This is a genomic window from Shewanella sp. SR44-4, from assembly GCF_014163715.1.
GTDB lineage: Bacteria > Pseudomonadota > Gammaproteobacteria > Enterobacterales > Shewanellaceae > Shewanella.
Genome location: NZ_JACJDU010000030.1, coordinates 19,246 through 40,813, shown reverse-complemented (window position 1 = coordinate 40,813; position 21,568 = coordinate 19,246). Strand labels below are relative to the sequence as shown.

Here is a 21,568-nt window from a genome sequence, read left to right as displayed (position 1 = left end):
CTATTTTTGTAATCAACGAAATAATATTACTGGAAGCTTAAGCTCCAAGTATCAATATATCCAGTATCTTGTCTCGCATTATCAACTGCTTTCAATGTCCATACACCACTTGATTCTACACCTGCCATATTAGCCGTATAAGTTTGGGTTAGGTTATCGGTTCCACCACCAGTGTTGTTATGCAGTACAACCGTTTGACCTGTTGGGCTAACTAACTGGATTTTTAAATCACCAATATAAGTATGAATAATTCCAATAGACACTGATACCGTTCCTGAATCGCCAGTGCGGCTAACAGTAATAGGGCTAGTGATACCACTAGTGTTGTTGTCTGGAATCGTATAATTTCCGGTATTGTTGTAGCTTGCTGGACCGCCTGTGTTGCTGCCACCAGTGCTAACTGCGGTGTAGTTAGCCACTAAACTTACACCACTAAATGCACTATAACCTTGTAGCATTACATAATATGTACCAGATTGAGGCGTCGTAATTGGGCAAGACTCTGCATTACCACCTTTCCATGGACGACAGTCGTAACTGCTGCTGGTAGGTGATGCACCATACTGCACATATAAGTCAGCATCGCCAGTGCCACCACTCATAGTGAAGCTTAAGTCTGTCGCGCCTGCAGGAACGTCTAACGAGAAATATAATTCATCGTTTTTAGCGCCAGCTAAGCCTGTTTTTACCACGCCTTTTTCAAGTACGCTGTCACCAGAGCCTGTACCTGGATCGGTTGGACCATTACATGATTCGTCTAGATAAGCCTTTGCTGCTGTTGCATTAACCATCCCGTAACCAGTTTGGTTATCACGACCGGCAACGCTTAAGTCATCTGCTGTGGCATTTAATGCTGCACGCACTTGACTGGCGCTACACTCTGGGTGGTAACTCCACACTAATGTTGCTACGCCTGACACATGTGGTGTTGCCATTGAGGTGCCATTGTAATATTCATAATCTCGATTGCCTTGATTACTCACAGTGGCTGACTGACCCAACTTGGCTTTAAGTGTAAGCCCCGTAGCTCGATCAACAGACATCGACGGAATCAGAATTTCACTATTAGCGTCCACTAGGAAAGGATTTTGTAACCCTGGTAGTGCAGTGTTACTGTATACAATGACACCTTTGGCACCGGCTGTTTTACAGGCTTTAACCGAGTTTATTTCAGGGTAACTTGAGCCTTGGTTGCCTACACGCTCAACAAGACAGATTTTATTGGTCATGCTACCGCAATTAAAACTGGTTCCATTTACAGTACATTCCGCTAAGGTTCCTGTTGCACTTGCGTTAATTGGTGCCGAAGTGTAGCTAGTACCTGACGGGGTTAAACGGTTGTGCGGCACTACACCATTGTTAAAGTATGACTGACCGCCAATAGTTATATCGGCTAAACGACCTTCGCCAACGGTAACCGTTGATAGAATTGCCTCGCCAGGACCTGAAATTTCAACTTGGTCTGTATATTGTGAAAAAGCGGCATGATCAAGATTGCTGTCAACCGCAGCAACAGACATTACGCTATCATAAGATGCTGGGTAGCTATAACTACTGTCGCCAGCATTACCTGCAGCTGCAATTAATAGCACCCCATTGTTATAATGAGCATTTAATGCATTACGCTCAGTTGTGGTTGAACCACTGCCACCTAAACTCATTGTGACTACGTTTGCACCACCTGAAGTAACACAGGTATCAATAGCAGCGACTAAAGACGATGAGTAGCCCCATCCGGCTTCGTTAAACACTTTTACAACATGAATATTGGCATTCTGGTTAGGCATAACCCCGACCACACCTTCATTGTTCGCTATTGCGGCAATGGTACCTGCTACGTGAGTACCATGGGCATTATTATTACCTGGTTGATACCAGTTACCTGTACCTGAGTTATTGGTCCCGGTTGCATTGTTACCACTTAAATCATTGTGGCTACGGTCATAACCAGAATCAATAATACAGATAGTACGATTACCTGCTTGGCTGTCGCTTAACACTGTCGCACCAACAAAGGTTTGTCCCCAAGGTGTTGTCTCCGCAAGCAGTCTACGGGGTAAATCCTCTTCCACGTATTCAACATCTTGACGCAAACGTAATGCTTTAAGAGAGGGAGAATCGAGTTTAACTGAGTAGCTATTACTACGACCTACACGCTTCATTTCTCGTGCCTTTACGCTGTTCAAAGCTCTAAACTGGGTAAATACTTCGTTAGAACGAGGCTCGTAATCCATGCTGTTGTCGGCTTCAACATTCACATTTTGCACAGCGGCATTGCCATTAAGAGTCTGAGCAGCATTATCATTTCTGAACTTGACGATATATCGTTTAGGTAAAGGTGATTGTTGTTCAATCTGTTGATTCGTTGCAGAGAGTTGTGACGGGGTTGGTGCTGCGTTTACTTGAGTTGAAATAGCCAAAGCGAGTGCTGTCATGCTAAGCACGACCGTTGGGTTTTTATGCTTTTTCATATTATCTTCCATGTTAATCAGGGTGGGACGTAATGTCTTTTATAATTATGTTGTACAGATAAGCTATTTTGCCTATCTGTCTAAAAGGTAACCACATTTTTGCCTGGTGTAAACGAATTGTTAGTTTTTGTTGTCAAGTAACTGGTGTTATAGAACGGATTTATTTGAGTTTTTATTCATCAAAAACGACTTAACATTCACTTAGAACTCTAGTTGGTAGAATGTTATCTTTCGAGCGTTAATGGAGTTAACTTTATGAAAGCGCTTAACTAGAAAGTGCATAAACGGATCCGTTTTATGCTAATAAATAATTATCTAATATTAAATGTAAATATTTTTTTACAGGAAAAATATAGGGAGCAAAAGCAGTAAGGTTTATCGTATTGATATGAAGAGGATGCCAATACGATAAACTATTGTATTTAATTAATAAAACCACAGTTGCAAATGTGTGGTTTTAGATTATTAGTGAGGTTATCGTGCTGATATTAAGCTATCAAAACCACCCGCATTATAGGTATTGGTGTAACCTTGTTTAACTAATGATTCCTGTGCAATACCACTACGGTTGCCGCTGCGGCAGTAAAGAACCACTTCGGCGTCTGTATCGATATTGAGCTTTGCCAACTCTGGGACGATAATCTCAAATGGAATATTAATCGCACCGTCAATATGTCCAGCAGCAAACTCTTCAGCAGTGCGCACATCAATTAACGTGACACCGCGGTCTATTTTTTCCCAAGCAACGCTAGGCTCTTGCTCTGCAGCCCAAGTAGGCATAAGCGATGCCGCTAATAAGACCAACATCGCTAAGATAGATTGAATAGACAGCAGCATAGATTTTTTAAACACGATAATTTCCTTGTTATTTATTTAAGGCTATTTCAGCTGCAGTTTTGACGCCGAACTTTTTCATTATCATCGCAGCAGGACAAAAGCCTGTAAAAGCACTCTGAAATAGATTAGCGCCGACAAATACAGTAAGCCAGACAAAATGTGGACTAACTGTTGCGGTTAACACAAGAGATAATAAAACCATAAAGCCGGCAAAGGCCATAATATTTCGTTCTAATGACATGTTTAGCTCCTTATTGGGCGATGCCCAGTGAATAATATAATTTTGTTACACATGCTTATGTTTCATTACTGAAAAATACAACACTGGAATCACCACCAAGGTTAAAATAGTTGAGATAAAAATCCCAAATATTAAACTAATGGCTAACCCGTTAAAAATAGGGTCATCAATAATAAATAATGCCCCAATTATTGCTGCTAATGCTGTCAACATAATGGGCTTTGCCCTTACCGCGCCAGAGTGGATAACCGCTTGTTCTAACGGAACGCCTGCGGCAGTTTGTTGATTAATGAAATCAACCAGCAAAATTGAGTTTCGGACAATAATGCCTGCTAGCGCTATCATGCCTATCATAGAAGGAGCCGTGAATTGAGCGCCTAATAAAGCGTGGCCAGGCATAACACCTATGATGGTCAATGGAATGGGCGCCATGATGATTAACGGCACGATATAAGATTTAAATTGACCCACAACAAGTAAGTAAATAGCAATCATACCAACGGCATAAGCAATGCCCATATCGCGGAAGGTTTCATATGTTATTTTCCATTCACCATCCCATAGAATCGACACGTCGGTTAATCCATCAGGTTGATTAACCAAATTTTGTTGAATTGGATAACTAGTGTCACCTTGTTCATTTTGCTGATTAATCTGGCTGACCATATCGAACATGCCATAAAGTGGGCTACCCGTTGGCCCTGCCATATCGGCAATAACCATTATCATAGGCACCATATTTTTATGGATAATGGGTGCATTAATCACTTGTTGTTGCACCTTAACTAATTCAGTTAGCGGTACTGTTTCACCTGATTGAGTCGGTATGCGTAATAACAAGACTTGCTTTAGATCTACTTTAGCGGCTTCATCAAGCTGTAATCTAATCGGCGTGGGATGAGCTAACTGTGCTTGATGCAAGTAACTGACATCCTTACCATCAACAGCAGTGCTGATCGTATCCACAATACTGGCGTAAGAAACACCCATTAAGCTGGCTTTATTTCGATCAATGATCACTTGCCACTTTTGTTGTTGCGCTGGCAAATATATATCCATATCAACGACGTATTCGGTATCTCTGAAACGTTGCAATAAGTCATTGGCTGCTTGTTCACGTAATTCGGTGTTAGGCGCATAAACCTCAGCAACTATAGGCGACCAAACCGGTGGCCCTGGTGGTACCTCAACAATTTTGATATTGGCTTGATAACGTAGACCAATTTTTTGCAACGGCTCGCGTACAGATGATGCAATGGTATGACTGTCGCGGTCTCGATGTTTTTTATCCACTAGATTGACCTGAATTTCACCGAGTTCTTGGCTGCTGCGTAAAAAATAATGTCGTACTAAGCCATTAAAATTCATAGGTGCATGGGTGCCCGCGTACAACTGTAAATGCTCAACTTCTTCCACACTGCTGAGATATTGACTGAGATCTTGTAATACTCTTTGAGTTTGTTCCACAGGGGTGCCTTCAGGCATATCAACCATTACCTGAAACTCAGACTTATTATCAAAAGGCAGCATTTTTAGTACTACAGCTTGCATTACAGGTAAGGCGATAGCGAAGGCAATCAATAATACGATCCCTAAAGCCAAGCCTTTTCGCGCTTTTGGCGCATGTTCGCCGAGTAAAAAAGGACTCATTATTCGCGTAAATAGACGGGTTAATCGATTGTCTTCTTCTACTGGGATACCTGTGTCAGGCGCTTTATTGTTTGAACTATGTATCTTTTTGTGAGGTTTTAACAATATGCGGCTTAACCATGGGGTCATAATAAACGCGATTAATAGCGAAATAATCATTCCCATACTGGCATTAATCGGAATTGGGCTCATGTATGGACCCATTAGTCCAGATACGAACGCCATTGGCAATAGGGCGGCGATAACGGTGAAGGTAGCTAATATCGTTGGCCCACCGACTTCATCAACGGCATGAGGGATGAGCTCGCTTATGGGTTTATCACTCATTGCCATATGCCGATGAATATTCTCTACCACCACGATGGCATCATCGACCAAGATACCAATGGAGAATATAAGTGCGAACAATGAAATTCGGTTTAGAGTGAATCCCCATGCCCAAGATGCAAATAAGGTTATGGCGAGAGTAATGATAATGGCTACACCAACGACGGCAGACTCACGAAGTCCCATGGTGAAAAATACCAGTAGTACTACCGCAGATGTGGCAAAAATCAATTTGAAAATAAGTGTATTAGATTTATCTCCAGCGGTTTTACCGTAGTTGCGAGAGATAGCGACATTGACATTATTGGGAATTAATACGTTATCGACAGCATCGATTTTAGCTAATACGGCATCTGCAATGTCGACGGCATTTTGCCCCGCCTGTTTACCAATCGCGATGGTTATAGCCGGGTAAGTCCCCTTATCTGTTACGTGCCAAACATGTTGTTTAGGAATATCACTTTTAAGGCTCACATCGGCGACATCAGATAAATAAACTGCACGAGGAAATGGACTTTTCTCCGTTATAGACTCGGGTTGATTAACTTTAATCAGCAGATTATTAACATCATCAGGCGTGCGTAAAAACTGCCCCGCTTGCAGTTTTATTTCTTGATTAAACTGCGTCATAGAGCCGACTGTAGACAGTTGGTTATTATCTTGTAATGTGGCACTAATATCGTTGAACGTTACGCCGAAACTGTTCATCTTGACAGGATCAATACGCACATTTAACACCATCTCGTGGCCACCTTGGCTATAAATTTCTCGAGTACCCGGTATCCGTTTTAGCTCTGTTTCTAGGCCCGATGCGACCATGGTAAGCTGCTCTGCAGTGATGTTTGGATCTTGAGACCAGAGCGTCAACCCTACTATAGGTACGTCGTCAATACCTCTAGGTTTGATTAACGGCTCACCAATGCCTGCTGCATGGTTAAACTTATCGCTGTTTGAATACAGTTGATTGTACAAATTAACCACAGCTTCATCTCGTGGGACACCAACGTCAAAAATAGCGATAATGAGCGCGCCATCGGGCTGGGAAAATGAGTACAGGGTATCAATGCCTTTTATTTGAGAAATTATCCGTTCTGCAGGTAAGGTGACCTGATTTTCAACCTCCGTCGGTGTGGCTCCAGGGTAGGGGATAAACACATCAGCAAAAGTCACATCAATTTGAGGTTCTTCTTCTTTGGGAGTAATAATCACCGCAAAAAGGCCGAGTAATAAACCTAGAATAGCCAGTAATGGGGTAATGGCGCTGTGTTGAAATGCTTTTGCTATTGAGCCTGAAAGGCCAAGTTTTATCGATTCATTAGGTGTTGTCATCAGGTTTACTCCTGACCTTTCGCTGCTGAGGACATAATTAAATATCGTCCAGCATCGATAACAATTTCATCGCCTTCCATTAACCCTGATAATACTTCAGCAGTATTATTCTGATGGTCTACTCGGCCGATACGCACTTGGTTAAGCACAATCTTGTCTGAATGTTTACGATACACTGACGTTAAGTCACTGACTTGATGTATGGCCGATAATGGGATCATTAAACTCGTTCGACTAGGGAAGTTAACGACTACCTTAATCCACTGACCTACAATGACGTCTTCCATGTTACTGGCATCAATATTGACTCTGACTTGATGCTGATGAGTTAACGGATCGGCAAATTGATAGACGTTAATATCATTTGAAATGATTTCATCGCCGTTGAACAATTGAACACTCACTTGCTCCTGTTGTTGCACCTGAGCAACGTCTTGCTGGGGAATTTGAAATACAGCTCTAAGGTGTTGAGTATCGTAGCCAGAGAACAACGCTTGGCCGTAAGATATGGTTTCACCTTGTTCGATAAATCGATGGGTCATTCGGCCACTAAAAGGCGCACTCACGACAGTGTAATTTAAACTCTCTTTGGCCTTTATTAACTGTGCTTGAGCAGCACTGACTGCTTGTTTGCTGGATTTTGCTTTGGCAGTGGCTTCATCCATGGCACCTTTTGATATGGCGCCCTTGGGAAACAATGTTTTATAACGAAGATATTGTGCTTGGGCCTCACTGTTTAGCGCTTCTGCTTTAGCGAGATCCGCTTCTGCACCCGCGTATCCTGCGCCTTGCTCTTTATTGGTAATTTCTAATAATGCAGCGCCTTGTGGGACGAGATCATTCACATCAAAATGAATATTAATAATCCGCCCTGAGGTTTGTGCAGAAATCGTTGCCGCTTTAATTGCTTCAATTTTTGCATCATAAATACGGGGTTGATATTGTTCTGAATACTCTAGCTTTAATGTAGCAACATCAGAGGCTTGCACTGTATAGGATACTATTGTGGCTAGTATCGTTGTTGCGAGAATTGTGCCGAGGAATAAATTATTAGATAAGCGAGACATAGTGATAGCCTAATGTGAAGTCTATAAGAAAATTCTAATGGACTTTGCACCGTTAAGCAACCGATATATTGTAAAATCGTATAGATTAGAACCCTATGATATAAATGGCATAAAAAAACCGCCAATTAACAATAAAAGGCGGCTTGGTTGGAAACTTCTAGCCCGTGGTGAGCGGACTAAAAAAGGGTAAATACTGCTAATTAAAAACTGTAGTTATATTGTACTGAGTAGTAAACCGCATTTGAACGCGTTTGTGCTGAAATCTCACTGTTGTAGCCAGGCACTTGAGCAAGAAGGTTACTATTTTCTAGTACAGTAACATCTTCTCCGCGTACAAAAGCGATACCTAAATCAACGCTTGATTTTGCATTTAAATCGTAACTCACACCCGCGGTGTACCAAGTGCGATCAGAATCAGGTATTGATAATGATGAATGCTGATTAACTACGCCCTGATCGGTTGCGACACCTGCGCGTAAAGTCCAGTCTTGAGTGAGGTTATAAGTCGCGCCTAGGCTTAAGAACCACGAATCTTTCCAGTGGTATTCTTTTAAATCTGCTTGGTCGACACCATTGGCACCATCTTTAACCACGATTTTGTCGAATGCACTCCAATTAGTCCACTGTGCAGTGTAATGCACGGCAAATTTATCCGTTAGCTGGTGGAAACCGGCAAACTGAGCAATATCAGCGATAGGAATATCAATTTCATTGTATTCAGTGTAAAGATAATTTACATCACCTTTGGCGGTAAGTTTTGGGCTAATACGATAACTTAAACCAAATCGATTATCTGGATTAACTTCATACACAACACCAACAATCCCACCTAATGCCCAACCATCTGCATCGACATCGACTAGACTGCCAATCTGTGGGTTTTCGCTAGTACGAGTTAAGGTTCCGCTGCCGTAAACGGCATCAACACCAAAACCAAAACTGAACTCATCATTAATGCGATAAGACATACTGGTGTTGAAGTTAATAGTAACCACTTCTGTATTACCGAGTAAGTCTACTGGAGGTGGCAGTGGTACTGCATTGCCGCTAATGGTAGGGGTTCTGTTTGCCAAGTCACCTAAATCGGTGCCAGTGCCGTAGTTACTGAATACCGCAACGCCAAACGCCATTTTGTCATTAATTGGATTGATGTAATAAAAATTGGGGATAACTTTTGCTTCTGCTGCATTATGCTCACTACCAAAAGCAACGTCTTGTCCGGCAAAACTGCCTTGTGCATCAGATACTGATACATCAATGTCTGCATAAACAACACCTAAAGATAGCGCTGTTTCATCAAAAAGAGCCATGGCTGCAGGATTACGAGATAGAACCGATGCATTGTCAGCAATAACGGCATCACCCGCCATTGCACGACCAATACCAGTAGCAGATTGGCTGTTTAACTGAAAACCAGCAGCGGATGCTTGTGCACTGAGTAGTCCTACCGCGGTAGCAATGAGGGTCTTGTGGAATTTATTCATTATTATGTCCCATTTATTATTACCGTTTTGCACAAAGTTTATTCACTTCAAGCATTTGACGGTCAAAATTTTAGGCATATTAGGTAAGTGTGACTAATGTAACAACTCCGACCAGATGTTAGTTGTTGTTAATATTAAGTTAATTCTGGTTTTTAATGGTGAAGTAGGTGTTTGATAGCATGGCAGTATATGTAAATTTATCAGCAGTTTTAGATAACCATTACTGTGCAGTTAGTTTAAGTTAAAGTTTATTCATAGTGGATTTTAGAGACTAATCAGATGAGATTCATCGAAGCTTGTTAGGTCATTCGTTGATATTGACACTCGATTATAAGATTAGTAGCTCAACCTCTGCAATTACAGCGGTTGAGCTATTAAAATGACTAATACAGCCTTTTATTGGAGTTTATTGTGTTTTTAAAGATTCACGAAAATCGGCAAAGTCGGCGATAGTTTTCGGTGTTGGTGGTGACATTTTACTGACGATTACCCCCACTAACATTGCGAAAATAAATCCAGGGACGATTTCATACAACTCAAAAATACCGCCAGTCAGTTGTTTCCACACGACAACGGTTAAAGCACCCACTAGAATGGTTGATATCGCACCATTACGGCTATAACCTTGCCAAAATAGTGATAATAACACCACGGGACCAAATGCAGCTCCAAACCCCGCCCATGCATAACTGACGAGTCCTAATACGCTGCTTTCAGGATTAAGTGCAACAACGCCGGCTACTAATGCAATGGCAATAACGCCAATACGGCCTACTAACATTAACTCTTTACTGCTGGCTTGTGGACGTAACCATTTAAGGTAAAAGTCTTCTGTGATGACACTAGAGCAAACCAGTAATTGTGAGTCAATAGTACTCATAATGGCAGACAAAATAGCTGCAATCAGCAAGCCGCCAATCCATGGATTAAAAGCGGCATGGGCTAAATGAATAAATACTGTTTCTGAGTTCTCAAGTGGCTCTGCAGCAAAATAAAGACTACCGGCAATACCCGTTGCTAAGGCACCAACTAACGACACTAACATCCAGCTCATGGCGATACGACGAGATAACACTAAATCTTTTGGACTGCCGATAGCCATAAAACGAGACAAAATATGCGGTTGGCCGAAATAACCTAATCCCCACGCCAATAGCGACACGAGTCCAATGACGGTGGTGTTTTCGTTAATAAACGACAACATAGCAGGATCAATTTGTTCAAAACTTGCTTGAGTATCGGGTTGGCTGAAAATTGCAATGGGTACAATTAATAATGCAATTAACATTAAGCAGCCTTGAAAGAAGTCAGTCCAGCTGACGGCAAAAAATCCACCTACGAAAGTATAAGACACAATGATGAATGAACCGATCAGTAAGGCGAGGTTATAATCGAGGCCGAATACTTTTTCAAATAATATCGCACCGCCCACCATGCCTGAAGAAGCATAGAAAGTGAAAAAGATCAGGATCGTTAATGCCGAAACCAATTTCAATAGTCCATGAGAGTCATTAAAACGGTTTTCAAAAAAATCGGGTAACGTCAAAGAATTATTGGCAACTTGGGTATAAATTCGCAGTCGTTTTGCAACAAATAGCCAATTAAGCCACGCACCAAACACTAACCCAAATCCAATCCAGGCTTCACCTAAACCACTTAAATACACCGCGCCAGGTAAGCCTAATAACAACCAACCAGACATATCTGATGCGCCAACACTTAACGCTGTTACTGCGGGCCCCATTTTGCGACCACCGAGAATGTAATCATCAACAGTGTCTGTTTTACGATAAGCCCAGTAACCGATACCCATCATTAAGGCAAGATATCCGATAAAGGTAATGATGATTGGTGTTTGAATTTCCATATTGCTTCCAGGTGATTATTTTTATGGTCGACATGCTAGCAGAAGTTTGATCTAGTTCACACTTTGATTTTTTAAGATGAAAAAAAATCCGCTATTCCAATGAAGTAGCGGATTTTAAATCATTAATTTATAAATTAAATAAAGGTGTTTGCAACTTCTTTTTTGACAAAATCAAGGTCAGAAGCGGGCTCGCCCACTAACACCATGTAGGCGTCGGCTGTTTGAAAGCTTTGGCCTTTGTATTGATTATCTGCAAATGCTTCTTCTAACACAATACGGCTTTCGACGGGCACAATAAACAAAGTGACTTTGTTTCCGTTCTCGTCAGCCATCACTAAATGCAATGATTTAACACCTTGGAAGTCGCAATAAGAGGTGTAAAAAACACGGCCTGGTTGTTGGATAAATTTCGAATCACTTAATCCTTCTAAACTGGCTAGTTTAAAGTTTACGTCATTAAAACCAATATCCTGTTCCATCACTAATGCTTTGGTTTCATGATGAACATGAGCCAACGAGTTTTCCCCTAAGTTTACTGGCGTGAAGCGTAATAAACTAAAGCTAACTCCCACAATAAAGGCAACTGAAGCAGCCATTGCCATTAAGTAACGGGTCTGTTTTTTGTTTTTTTGATGCTGACTCAATTGCTGTCGTAAAATTAACTTATCAGCAAGCCCATCAGGCACACTAATATTGAGTGCTTGAGTGAGTCTATGATCAAATGCTTGTAGATCTTTGACAAATTTAGCATCGTCTTCATTTTCAGCTAAATGAGCTAAAAAATCGTCGGCTTGATTATTGGGGTCACCGTATGCATGGCGACGAAACTGTAGATCATCCATTTGATTGACCTCTTACCTCTGGTGCTTCGAGAGCGTCTTTTAACTGGTTTCTGGCTCTAAATAAACGGGTCATTACCGTATTTCGATTGAGTTCTAGCATGGTGGCAATCTCTTCACCACTAAACCCGCCAATCAGCTGCAATAACAACGGCTCTCGATATTCGATATCGAGTTGACCTATTTGACGACGTAACCAATACTGCTCGGTATCTTCTTCATGACTTGTCGATAGTACATCTTCAAGTAAATCTTGTTCTACGTCGCTGTAGTCAAATTGTTTACGCTCAAAACGTCTGGCATTTTCCCGTCTTAAAATGGTAATTAGCCAGGCTTTAGCCGCTTTTTCGTCATTTAATGAGTCCAAAGAACGCCACGCCCTTAAGAACGTTTCTTGAGTAATATCTTCAGCAACATGTTTATCACCACACAACCAAAAGGCGTAGCGAAATATGTCGGTGTGAAGAGCCCTGACAAGGCTATCGTATCGTCGTTGTTTTGTTAGCATCTCAGATAAGACCGCAGGTTCGGACTTTTTCTTTCGCAATGAATCAAACATTTTTTAACTTTTTTGAGTTAATAATATGTAACAGCTTAAAAAGGAGGAGGATTAATAGCAAGCTAAATAGCAGCATCTAGCTACTATTTAGCTTTTTAATGTTATGGATTTAGCTCTGCTATTATTGATTTTTTATTGGCGAGAGGGGGGTGTTGATAAGCCAAAATGGCATCCATTAACGATTTTTTATCAATCGCTTGTGGTTTATTGCTGTATTTGTCTGCTTGTAGCTTATTCATTGCTAACGCTAATTGTTCTGATAAACCGCTGATTTGAGTCAAAGTCATCAATTTACCTAAACGTTCGCTAAAGTAGGCTTGTACCGCAATAATCGCCGCACTGCTGTCGTTACGGTCGCATGCATGAATAATTGCATTGAGTCCAGTCGTTGCTGTTTTTCTAGGTATTTTGAGGTTTTTATTGTCTTGATTAAATTGTGGCAACGTGCGGTTTACCGATGCTGCTTTACGCCATAATACTAAAGTGATGAGCCATAATACCGCCAGAACAGCACTCAGTAACGGCCAATATCCGCTGGCTTGAACTGCGCTAAAACTATCCGCTGGTGGAATATCTGTCGTAGCCGTTGTGCTGCCTATAACGTTAATCGTGCGGGCTGGCAATGTGGCAAATTGTTGCTTTTTAAGATGTGGGTTCCACCAAGGAACATTTATCTCAGGTAGAGTATAAGTACCTGGTTTTGTTGGCACAATAGCAGTAGTGATACTGTATTGTGATACCACTTGATTGTCGCGAACAAAAGTTTGTCTTAACGGCTTTTCTGGATAAGCTTTTAAGCCGTCGGCCAGTGGAATATCGATGTCGGGTAAACTAGTGTCATCGGTATTAGATGCAATTAAACTAATTGTGCGGGTAATTGGGCTGCCCACTTCAAATTCGCTGATATCGTCCGGCCACGTCTCTTTTAATACCGCAATATCGCTGACTAACCATTTTCCTTGGTAACTTGGCGGTGTTGAATTGATTTGAATGACTTCTCTTTCCGCTTCTGTTTGCATTGGCCGACTTTCATTAAAGCCAAACATACCTCCGCGTCTAGGGGCTTCAACAAGTACATCGCCTGAGAAACTGGCGCCGTTGATAACTAACTCCCCTGGCAGATCGGCAATAATACCGTAAGTGCGTTCAATTACTCTAAAGCGACGGCCATCAATGATCTCACTGCCATCTTTGTCTTCACCTATTTGCTTGATTTGCGCGCCTTCAATAACGGGAGCACTTAATACTCCTCGTTGTAATTCTACTGCAAGGTATAGTTTTACTTTATAAGTGATTAATTGGCCGACATAAGCTTCTGAGGCACTAGTGTTGATGTTAATAAATACGTTTTGTACTTCGTCGGCAGTTGAACCTTGTGGAATAACTTTTAAGGTAATTGGGTTTGAGCTAATTCCTTTGATGTTAAACGCCGGTATGGTGACATTGCCCACTGACTTAGGTGACAATAATACCTGCCAGCGAGTTTCTTTGGTGGTGTCAAAGTTAACCATTTTAGTGCTGCGGCCAACGCTAGTTCTTCCAACAATAAAGTCATCGAGCAATACTGAGGTATCTAATACCCCCGCATTTAGATCATCATCGGCAATAATATCGAGTACGAAATACTCACCGGTAACAATTGGATTTCGGTCTATGGTTGCTTGTACTTGGCTAAGTGCAAATACCGGTGCAGCAATGATGAATAGCAATAGGCTAAAAAAAGTTCTGATTACCACTGTTCATTTTCCTTAGGCGGTTGACTATTTTGACGACGTTTTAGATATTCAAGCTGCATTTTATTGCGGATTAACACTTGTGGATCTTCGTTTATGGCGCGAAGGGCACGTTGCATATCTGCAGGCAAATCATCTTGATTAATTTGTGAAGCCGAGATCATTTCTGATGGTTTGCCATCTTTTATGTCTTCGGTATTTGACTCTGTTGACGACGGTGCAGCACTCATTTTTTGGTTGCCATCATCTTGTTGGTCTCCATTTTTAGTCGCACTGGCCTGCATGCTAGATTCGTTACTAGCGGGAGAATCTTGCGTTGAATCATCTTGCTGTGAAGTGTTGTTATCTTCAGAGGTTGATGATTGTTGATCCGAACCATTTTGTTGCTGACCATTTTGCTGTTGTGCTTCGTTTTGTGACGATTCGGATTGTTTATCATCTTGTTGTTCATCGCGATCTGATGGCTGATCACTTTGTGATTGCGGTTTATTATTATCAGATGAACGATCATTTTTATTGTCAGATTGGTTTTCAGCGTTCTGTTGTTGGTTTTGTTGGCCAGATTGGTCTTGTTGACCTTGTTGGTTTTCCTGTTCACCAGACTGTGATTCGTCGGAATCTGCTTGTTGAGATTCATTGTTATCAGAAGATTGCTCTGATGTAGAGTTGTCATCATTTGAGTTAGATGGATCTTGCTCTGATTTATCAGATTGCTGATCTGATGACTCTTTTTGTTGTTCAAGCAATTGCTGGGCTAAGGTCAAATTCTGTTTTGCTTCAGTAAACGGTGATTGAGCCGCAATAGCTTGTTGATAACGCTTAATGGCCTCTTGATAATCTTTAAGCTGCATTAGGGCATTACCTTGGTTATATAAACCTTGGGCGCTGCTGTCTTGTTCATAGCCTTCTAGCGCTTGTTGGTAATTACCGGCTTTGTATTGCGCAGAGGCTTGCCATTGTTGGTTTTCGAATGTTTCCGCTGCTTGGGTAAATTCACCTTGTTCAAATGCAGACTGTGCTTGTTGGTCTTTAGTTTTCCATAAGTCCTGCCACACAGAGGCTTGTGCTGGTTGACTGTTGGCTAGACTAAATGTCATTGCCGTAGCGAATAGCAAGCTAGGGCTAAGCATGAGGGTTAATAATCCTTGCCTAAAACTCATTAACATCGGGATGATTAATAACATAGCTAAATATGGACCCAGATCTTGCCAAGTTTCGCCAGCAAGATCCGTTTCGGTTACCTTGCCATCAGTTGCCAGCCAGTGGGTGAGGGTGGAGATATCGCTACCATCTGTTTGAGCTGGCACAAGGATCCCTTGGTGTTGTTGGACAAGTTTCTGTAATAGACCGTAATCGGTTTTAGCGACGACGATTTCATTACTATTATCACGCAATAATTGACCATCAGCTAAACGAATGGGTGCACCTTGTTTACTGCCAAAAGCCATGATCGATAAACGATAACGGCTGTTAAGTGCGCTGCTTGTTTGATTAAATTGTTGTGCAGAAATGCCATCGGTCATGACAATAATATCGCCACTGACATGACCACCTTGAGCCAATAGTTTTTCTGCTAGAGATAACGCCGCTGTTAAGTTAGATCCTTTAGTGGGCATAATATCGGGTGATAATGTTGGCAGTAAGTTTAAAATAGTGTCACGGTCGCGGGTTAACGGGCTAATGGTATAAGCATCACCAGCATAGGCAATCAACCCTGTTTCGCCTTCTTTTAATTCATTTAATAAGTCGGTCGCTCTAAATTTAGCGTAGGACAAGCGATTTGGACTTAAGTCGGTGGCATACATGGACTGAGACATATCCATAATGAGCACTCGACCTTGTTCGGTTGCAAATACTGGCAGATTTTGTTTGTTTAATGCCGGCCCTGAAAGCGCAATCACGGCGACTATCCAACTGGCAATTAATAGCCATTTGGGCTGATGACTTTTCTCAACCGTTTGGCTGATAAGCAACTGACTTAAATGTGGGGCGATATATTGTTTCCATGCTGATTGCTGGCTATGTTTACGCCAAAATAATGCACTTAATATTAATACCGGAATGAACCCTAATAGCCATTCAGGGCGAATGAAATGGATCATTATTGATTCGCCTCTTTGGTTTGGTTAGTTTTAGTCTGGTTGGTTTTAGCCAATAACTGACCTGGCCATTGTTGCTGCAAACTGATTAAAAAACTAATCAGTAATGACATTAATAACGGCCAATAAAATAACTCACTTTTGGGACGATAACTCAATTGATCACGACTCACTGGTTCTAACTTGTCTATTTCTTGATAAATGCTGGCTAACTCTTCACTGTTTCGGGCTCTAAAATAACGCCCCTTAGTCATGGCAGCTAATTTTTTGAGTTGGCCTTCGTCTAAGTCCATTGATGGATTAATGCGCTCTTTTCCAAAAATAGTTCGGCGTTCTAATATTTCTGCGCCAACCCCGATAGTATAAATAGTGATGTTACGTTTCGCGGCAATTTGTGCGGCGACTTCTGGTTCAATATTACCTGCATTATTAGAGCCATCCGTTAACAGAATGAGCACTCGATTACTTTCGTCAACTTTATCAAAGCGCTTAACCGCAAGTGCAATGGCTTCACCGATAGCGGTTTGCTTGCCGACTAAACCTATCTGAGCATCATCTAAAAATGTAGCAACAGAGCGGCGGTCTAAGGTGAGTGGGGCTTGTAAATAAGCATGATCAGCAAATAAAATAAGTCCGAGTCTGTCACCTTTACGTCGTTCGATAAAGTCACTAAGTACATGTTGTATTAGGGTAAACCGGTTAACAGTTTGTCCATTTATGACCATGTCTTCAATTTGCATACTGCCGGATAAATCCACCGCAATCATTAAATCACGGCCTTTTGCCGGTAATTCTATGGGATCGCCAAGCCACTGTGGTCGAGCGATTGCTAACAACAACAATATCCACATTAGCCAGTAACGTTTTCTGCTGCTTTTTCGGTTTACTGAGCTGGACACAGTAAACGTTGTAGCGATGCCGGGTAGTTGTAAATGTCCGCCGACATTATGTATGTTGATGCGTTTTATCAACAACGGAAGTGGCAGTAAGATTAATAACCATGGCCAGTAAAATGCTAGCATTTGGCCTCCAGATGTGAATTGTTGGATGATAACGTTGCATCACTAAAAGGACGTTTATTGCTTAGCCAGGCTTTTGCTAAAGATTTTAATTGGGCTTTTTCGGTTTGGTCTAAACCACTTGCTTGATGTCGCTTAACTAATAGATGACCAATTTTATGTTGCTGGCCAGAGGCGAGGCGAGTATCTAACCAATCAAACCAAGGCTGACCGTTGAGTTTAGCGAGGTGTTCACGCGGTAAATAGGTAAGTGCGGTGCGTTTGAGTAAGCTGTTAACCTGTGCTGCAAAGGTATCATCTTCAATATCATAGCTATCTAGTAACGTCAGCGCGATTTTTCGTGGTGCATGATATTGATGTTGTTTATATAAACGCTTAACTAACCAGATTGCTAAGGTTATTAATATTGTTGCAATTATCCAATATCCAGGTGCGATAGGCACTGCACTAATTGGCTCTGGTAATACAATATCTTGCATTTGCGCTAAAGCGGAGGCTTTGGCGTCAATCGGCAATGGCTGTGTTGGTAAGTTAGCAGTGGTCATTTAACGTAAAATATCCAATTGTGCACTGAGCGGTTTAGCGGCATCGATGAATTTAGGTTGTACTTTTATCATATTCATTAATGAGACGAATTGCTGTAACTGCTGTTGCTGAGTACTTAACCAGGCTTCATAACTTTGACGTGTTAGGGTCAGTTGTTGTTGTTGGCCATCTCGTACGGGTAAAGAAAATTGTTTGGGTAACGCTAAGGTTCCCTGCCTTAATGGATCGGTTACCACAAAGGCACCAATATCACAGTGACGCGACAACTCTGTTAAAGGCGCTAAACATTGCTGGTTGATATGTTGGCCGTCAGTAATAATCCAAATCAGTGACCCAGGCTTAGCAATGCGCTGTAGCCGTTGGCAGGCTTTAAACATATGGCCGGGATCGGGTGATAATTGATTTATTTGGTTTAATTGTTGTTGATGGACATTAATTAACCCTGAGGTTAACTGTAAAATACCTTGACGGCGACTACGTGGCTTTAGCTCTAAGTGAGTACTTTCACTGGCAATTAATGCCCCGAGTCTATCGCCATGGTTAATGGCATTCCAACCTAACGTTGTGGCTAAATGAGCCACTTGTACCGATTGTAATAGTAGCTGGGAGCCAAAGTATAAGCTGTGGCTCAAGTCTATCAATAGCAGGATAGGGCGTTCGCGTTCTTCAACAAACAACTTAGTATGTGCAACACCTGTTCGTGCAGTGACTCGCCAGTCTATAGTACGAACGTCATCTCCATTTTGGTAATGACGTACTTCAGCAAACTCCATACCGCGGCCTTTTATTTGGCTGCTTCGGTGACCAGACAATGCTGCTTTCGCCCGCGATTTGCGATCGGGTATGGCGCGGGATAAGCTTTGACAAGCAATAAGCTCTTGCTCATTTAAGCTCACACCATCACTGTAAAGTGGTAATGAATTAGTTGGGTTCATCATAATCTAATCATGCTTAATAATAGGTGCTCGTGCTGCAACATTTACGGTACGGCAACTTGACTAAGAATGTGATCAATCACCTGATCTGCCGTAACGCCTTCCGCTTGCGCTTGATAACTGAGTAACAAACGGTGACGTAACACATTAGGCGCAACAGCTTGAATGTCTTCTGGTGAAACAAAGTCTCGTTCATGTAACCAAGCACGCGCTCTGGCGCAACGTTCCAGTGAAATTGTGGCGCGAGGACTGACACCATATTCAAGCCATTTAGCTAAATCAGCACTGTAGCGCGCAGGTTGTCGAGTCGCCATCACAATTTCAACGATGTATTTCTCTAATGGTTCAGCTAAGTAAATATCTAATGCCTGATCTCTTGCTGCAAACACATCGGCTTGTGCGACGGGGTCTATCGTAGGCAACTGATGTGTTTTGGCCTCTTTACGCGATTGGCGTAAGATTTCGACTTCGGTTTCTGCGCTAGGATAATCGAGATTTAAGTGCATTAAAAAACGATCTAATTGCGCTTCTGGCAGCGGATAAGTACCTTCGTTTTCTAGCGGATTCTGTGTAGCCATCACTAAGAATAGTGGTGGTAAAGGATAACTATTTTTACCAACGGTAACCTGGCCTTCAGCCATGGCTTCTAATAGCGCTGACTGAACTTTAGCTGGGGCACGATTAATTTCATCTGCTAGGATTAGATTATGGAAAATTGGCCCCGCTTCAAATTCGAATGTCCCTGTTTGCTGACGATAAATATCAGTGCCAGTTAAATCGGCAGGCAATAAATCGGGAGTGAACTGAATACGATGAAACTCGCCTTCTACTCCATCACATAATGCTTTTACTGCACGAGTTTTGGCTAAGCCAGGAGGACCTTCAACTAATAAATGTCCGTTTGCGATAAGTGCTATCAGCAAGTTCTCAGTTAATACGGGTTGACCTAAGACAACATTATCTAAATAGGTGCGTAGTGAGTGGAAACGACTTAATGGCATAGCTGTACTCAATTTATTTAGTTGGCATTGGGATTATTACACCCTATGTTATGAATTCTATTGGTTTTTGGCTAGTAGGATTAACACAATTTAACTCTTTATGAAGTAGATAGTTGTAAACGCCTGTTTAAAACTATTCAATAAAAAGTTAGAATCAGGTCACACTTTGATGGTCTGACCAGATTATCTGGCAAAATAAAAATTTACCGGCAGAGCCGAGATAAGCTAACAATAATAGAGGGTGACACATGAGTGATAGACAACAAGTAACAAATTCCCGGGGTGAGCGCATTGCGATTGTTGCCGGTTTAAGAACACCATTTGCAAAGCAAGCAACCGCCTTTCATGGCGTATCAGCGCTAGATATGGGCAAAATGGTGGTTAATGAGTTGCTGTCTCGCTCTGAAATCGACTCTCAGTTAATTGAGCAGCTTGTCTATGGTCAAGTTGTGCAAATGCCTGCAGCACCCAATATTGCTCGTGAAATTGTACTAGGTACTGGCATGAATGTGTCAACAGATGCTTACTCTGTCACCCGAGCTTGTGCAACCAGTTTTCAGTCGGCGGTTAACGTAGCTGAATCAATTATGACCGGCAATATTGAAATCGGCTTAGCTGGTGGGTCTGACTCGTCTTCAGTACTACCTATTGGAGTATCAAAAAAGCTTGCACATGCTTTAGTCGATTTAAATAAAGCGCGTACTTTTAAGCAAAAATTTGCGATTGCACGTCGTTTAGGCTTGAAAGACCTGATGCCGGTACCGCCAGCGGTTGCTGAGTATTCAACGGGTTTGTCTATGGGGCAAACCGCAGAACAAATGGCTAAGACTTACAACATTAGCCGTGCAGATCAAGATGCATTAGCGCATCGTTCACATACATTGGCTACTGAAACGTGGAATTCTGGCGTGCTTCAACAAGAAGTGATGACAGCTCATATTCCACCTTACAAACAGTTTATTGATCGTGATAATAATATTCGTGAAAACTCTGTATTAGAGTCTTACGCCAAATTGCGTCCCGCATTTGACCGTAAGCACGGTACCGTTACTGCCGCCAACAGCACGCCATTAACCGATGGTGCATCGGCCATTATTTTAATGAGTGAAGGTCGTGCTAAAGCCTTAGGGTATCAACCTATTGGTTACATCAAGAGTTATGCGTTTACGGCCATCGATGTATGGCAAGACATGTTAATGGGGCCTTCGTATGCGACGCCATTAGCATTAAAACGTGCTGGAATGGAATTAGAAGATTTAACGCTGATTGAAATGCACGAAGCATTTGCGGCACAAACATTGGCCAATATGCAGATGTTTGGTTCTAAAAAGTTTGCAGCAGAGAAGCTGGGTCGCAATCGCGCGATAGGCGAAATAGACATGAGTAAGTTTAACGTATTAGGCGGTTCATTAGCCTATGGTCATCCTTTTGCGGCAACCGGTACGCGTTTGATTACCCAAGTGTGTAATGAACTTAAGCGTCGTGGTGGTGGTACTGGTTTAGCAACTGCTTGTGCTGCTGGCGGTTTAGGTGTGGCAATGATTTTGGAGGTGGAGTAATGAGC

16 protein-coding genes are annotated in these 21,568 nt (G+C 42.0%); 1 reads left to right on the top strand and 15 read right to left on the bottom strand.

From position 1 onward, the window contains the following. Positions 1 to 26 precede the first annotated feature (26 nt). The 15 genes from H5125_RS14170 to H5125_RS14100 form a co-directional block, all read right to left on the bottom strand. On the bottom strand, positions 27 to 2,471 hold the full coding sequence (locus H5125_RS14170; protein WP_182744555.1) for a S8 family serine peptidase: 2,445 nt from the start codon (positions 2,469 to 2,471) through the stop codon (positions 27 to 29). Between the two features lie 474 nt (positions 2,472 to 2,945). Then, positions 2,946 to 3,323 (bottom strand): rhodanese-like domain-containing protein, encoded by a 378-nt coding sequence (locus H5125_RS14165; protein WP_310734196.1) that lies wholly within the window; start codon positions 3,321 to 3,323, stop codon positions 2,946 to 2,948. 13 nt (positions 3,324 to 3,336) lie between these two features. Then, positions 3,337 to 3,549 (bottom strand): DUF2892 domain-containing protein, encoded by a 213-nt coding sequence (locus tag H5125_RS14160; protein ID WP_101086581.1) that lies wholly within the window; start codon positions 3,547 to 3,549, stop codon positions 3,337 to 3,339. A gap of 45 nt (positions 3,550 to 3,594) precedes the next feature. Beyond that, on the bottom strand, positions 3,595 to 6,855 hold the full coding sequence (locus H5125_RS14155) for an efflux RND transporter permease subunit (RefSeq protein WP_182744554.1): 3,261 nt from the start codon (positions 6,853 to 6,855) through the stop codon (positions 3,595 to 3,597). Between the two features lie 5 nt (positions 6,856 to 6,860). Then, positions 6,861 to 7,922: an efflux RND transporter periplasmic adaptor subunit gene (locus H5125_RS14150; RefSeq protein ID WP_101086583.1), complete on the bottom strand. Its 1,062-nt coding sequence runs from the start codon at positions 7,920 to 7,922 to the stop codon at positions 6,861 to 6,863. Positions 7,923 to 8,122: 200 nt separating this feature from the next. Next, on the bottom strand, positions 8,123 to 9,406 hold the full coding sequence (locus H5125_RS14145; RefSeq protein ID WP_101086584.1) for an OmpP1/FadL family transporter: 1,284 nt from the start codon (positions 9,404 to 9,406) through the stop codon (positions 8,123 to 8,125). Positions 9,407 to 9,812: 406 nt separating this feature from the next. Beyond that, the gene (putP, locus tag H5125_RS14140) at positions 9,813 to 11,273 is read right to left on the bottom strand and encodes a sodium/proline symporter PutP (RefSeq protein ID WP_182744553.1); all 1,461 of its coding nucleotides are present in this window, start codon (positions 11,271 to 11,273) and stop codon (positions 9,813 to 9,815) included. Positions 11,274 to 11,407: 134 nt separating this feature from the next. Then, positions 11,408 to 12,115 carry a DUF3379 domain-containing protein gene (locus H5125_RS14135; RefSeq protein WP_182744552.1) on the bottom strand — a complete coding sequence of 236 codons (708 nt, stop codon included), beginning with the start codon at positions 12,113 to 12,115 and terminating at the stop codon, positions 11,408 to 11,410. After that, positions 12,108 to 12,671 (bottom strand): sigma-70 family RNA polymerase sigma factor, encoded by a 564-nt coding sequence (locus H5125_RS14130; RefSeq protein ID WP_182744551.1) that lies wholly within the window; start codon positions 12,669 to 12,671, stop codon positions 12,108 to 12,110. The genes H5125_RS14135 and H5125_RS14130 overlap by 8 nt, the downstream gene beginning before the upstream one ends. 101 nt (positions 12,672 to 12,772) lie before the next feature. Further along, the gene (locus tag H5125_RS14125; RefSeq protein ID WP_182744550.1) at positions 12,773 to 14,407 is read right to left on the bottom strand and encodes a BatD family protein; all 1,635 of its coding nucleotides are present in this window, start codon (positions 14,405 to 14,407) and stop codon (positions 12,773 to 12,775) included. Beyond that, positions 14,401 to 16,506, bottom strand: a complete 2,106-nt coding sequence (locus H5125_RS14120; RefSeq protein WP_220487359.1) for a VWA domain-containing protein — start codon at positions 16,504 to 16,506, stop codon at positions 14,401 to 14,403. Before H5125_RS14120 ends, H5125_RS14125 begins: the two co-directional genes overlap by 7 nt. Then, positions 16,506 to 17,525, bottom strand: coding sequence for a VWA domain-containing protein (locus H5125_RS14115; protein ID WP_182744549.1), 1,020 nt, complete (start codon positions 17,523 to 17,525; stop codon positions 16,506 to 16,508). The genes H5125_RS14120 and H5125_RS14115 overlap by 1 nt, the downstream gene beginning before the upstream one ends. Then, positions 17,519 to 18,067 (bottom strand): DUF4381 domain-containing protein, encoded by a 549-nt coding sequence (locus H5125_RS14110; protein ID WP_182744548.1) that lies wholly within the window; start codon positions 18,065 to 18,067, stop codon positions 17,519 to 17,521. The genes H5125_RS14115 and H5125_RS14110 overlap by 7 nt, the downstream gene beginning before the upstream one ends. Then, entirely contained in the window at positions 18,068 to 19,006 is a 939-nt protein-coding gene (locus H5125_RS14105) for a DUF58 domain-containing protein (RefSeq protein ID WP_182744547.1), read from the bottom strand. 41 nt (positions 19,007 to 19,047) lie between these two features. Next, the gene (locus H5125_RS14100) at positions 19,048 to 20,004 is read right to left on the bottom strand and encodes a MoxR family ATPase (RefSeq protein ID WP_059744447.1); all 957 of its coding nucleotides are present in this window, start codon (positions 20,002 to 20,004) and stop codon (positions 19,048 to 19,050) included. Between the two features lie 248 nt (positions 20,005 to 20,252). Between H5125_RS14100 and fadI the strand changes: the two genes are divergently transcribed. Then, on the top strand, positions 20,253 to 21,563 hold the full coding sequence (fadI, locus tag H5125_RS14095) for an acetyl-CoA C-acyltransferase FadI (protein WP_059744448.1): 1,311 nt from the start codon (positions 20,253 to 20,255) through the stop codon (positions 21,561 to 21,563). Positions 21,564 to 21,568: the final 5 nt, after the last annotated feature.

Bases quoted from the DNA above. Each gene is read 5' to 3' on its own strand.
- H5125_RS14100 (WP_059744447.1), bottom strand. From the start codon at position 20,004: ATGCCATTAAGTCGTTTCCACTCACTACGCACCTATTTAGATAATGTT.
- H5125_RS14155 (WP_182744554.1), bottom strand. From the start codon at position 6,855: ATGACAACACCTAATGAATCGATAAAACTTGGCCTTTCAGGCTCAATA.
- H5125_RS14115 (WP_182744549.1), bottom strand. From the start codon at position 17,525: ATGCTAGCATTTTACTGGCCATGGTTATTAATCTTACTGCCACTTCCG.
- putP (WP_182744553.1), bottom strand. From the start codon at position 11,273: ATGGAAATTCAAACACCAATCATCATTACCTTTATCGGATATCTTGCC.
- H5125_RS14135 (WP_182744552.1), bottom strand. From the start codon at position 12,115: ATGGATGATCTACAGTTTCGTCGCCATGCATACGGTGACCCCAATAAT.
- H5125_RS14160 (WP_101086581.1), bottom strand. From the start codon at position 3,549: ATGTCATTAGAACGAAATATTATGGCCTTTGCCGGCTTTATGGTTTTA.
- H5125_RS14130 (WP_182744551.1), bottom strand. From the start codon at position 12,671: ATGTTTGATTCATTGCGAAAGAAAAAGTCCGAACCTGCGGTCTTATCT.
- H5125_RS14170 (WP_182744555.1), bottom strand. From the start codon at position 2,471: ATGAAAAAGCATAAAAACCCAACGGTCGTGCTTAGCATGACAGCACTC.
- fadI (WP_059744448.1), top strand. From the start codon at position 20,253: ATGAGTGATAGACAACAAGTAACAAATTCCCGGGGTGAGCGCATTGCG.
- H5125_RS14150 (WP_101086583.1), bottom strand. From the start codon at position 7,922: ATGTCTCGCTTATCTAATAATTTATTCCTCGGCACAATTCTCGCAACA.
- H5125_RS14145 (WP_101086584.1), bottom strand. From the start codon at position 9,406: ATGAATAAATTCCACAAGACCCTCATTGCTACCGCGGTAGGACTACTC.
- H5125_RS14120 (WP_220487359.1), bottom strand. From the start codon at position 16,506: ATGATCCATTTCATTCGCCCTGAATGGCTATTAGGGTTCATTCCGGTA.
- H5125_RS14110 (WP_182744548.1), bottom strand. From the start codon at position 18,067: ATGACCACTGCTAACTTACCAACACAGCCATTGCCGATTGACGCCAAA.
- H5125_RS14105 (WP_182744547.1), bottom strand. From the start codon at position 19,006: ATGATGAACCCAACTAATTCATTACCACTTTACAGTGATGGTGTGAGC.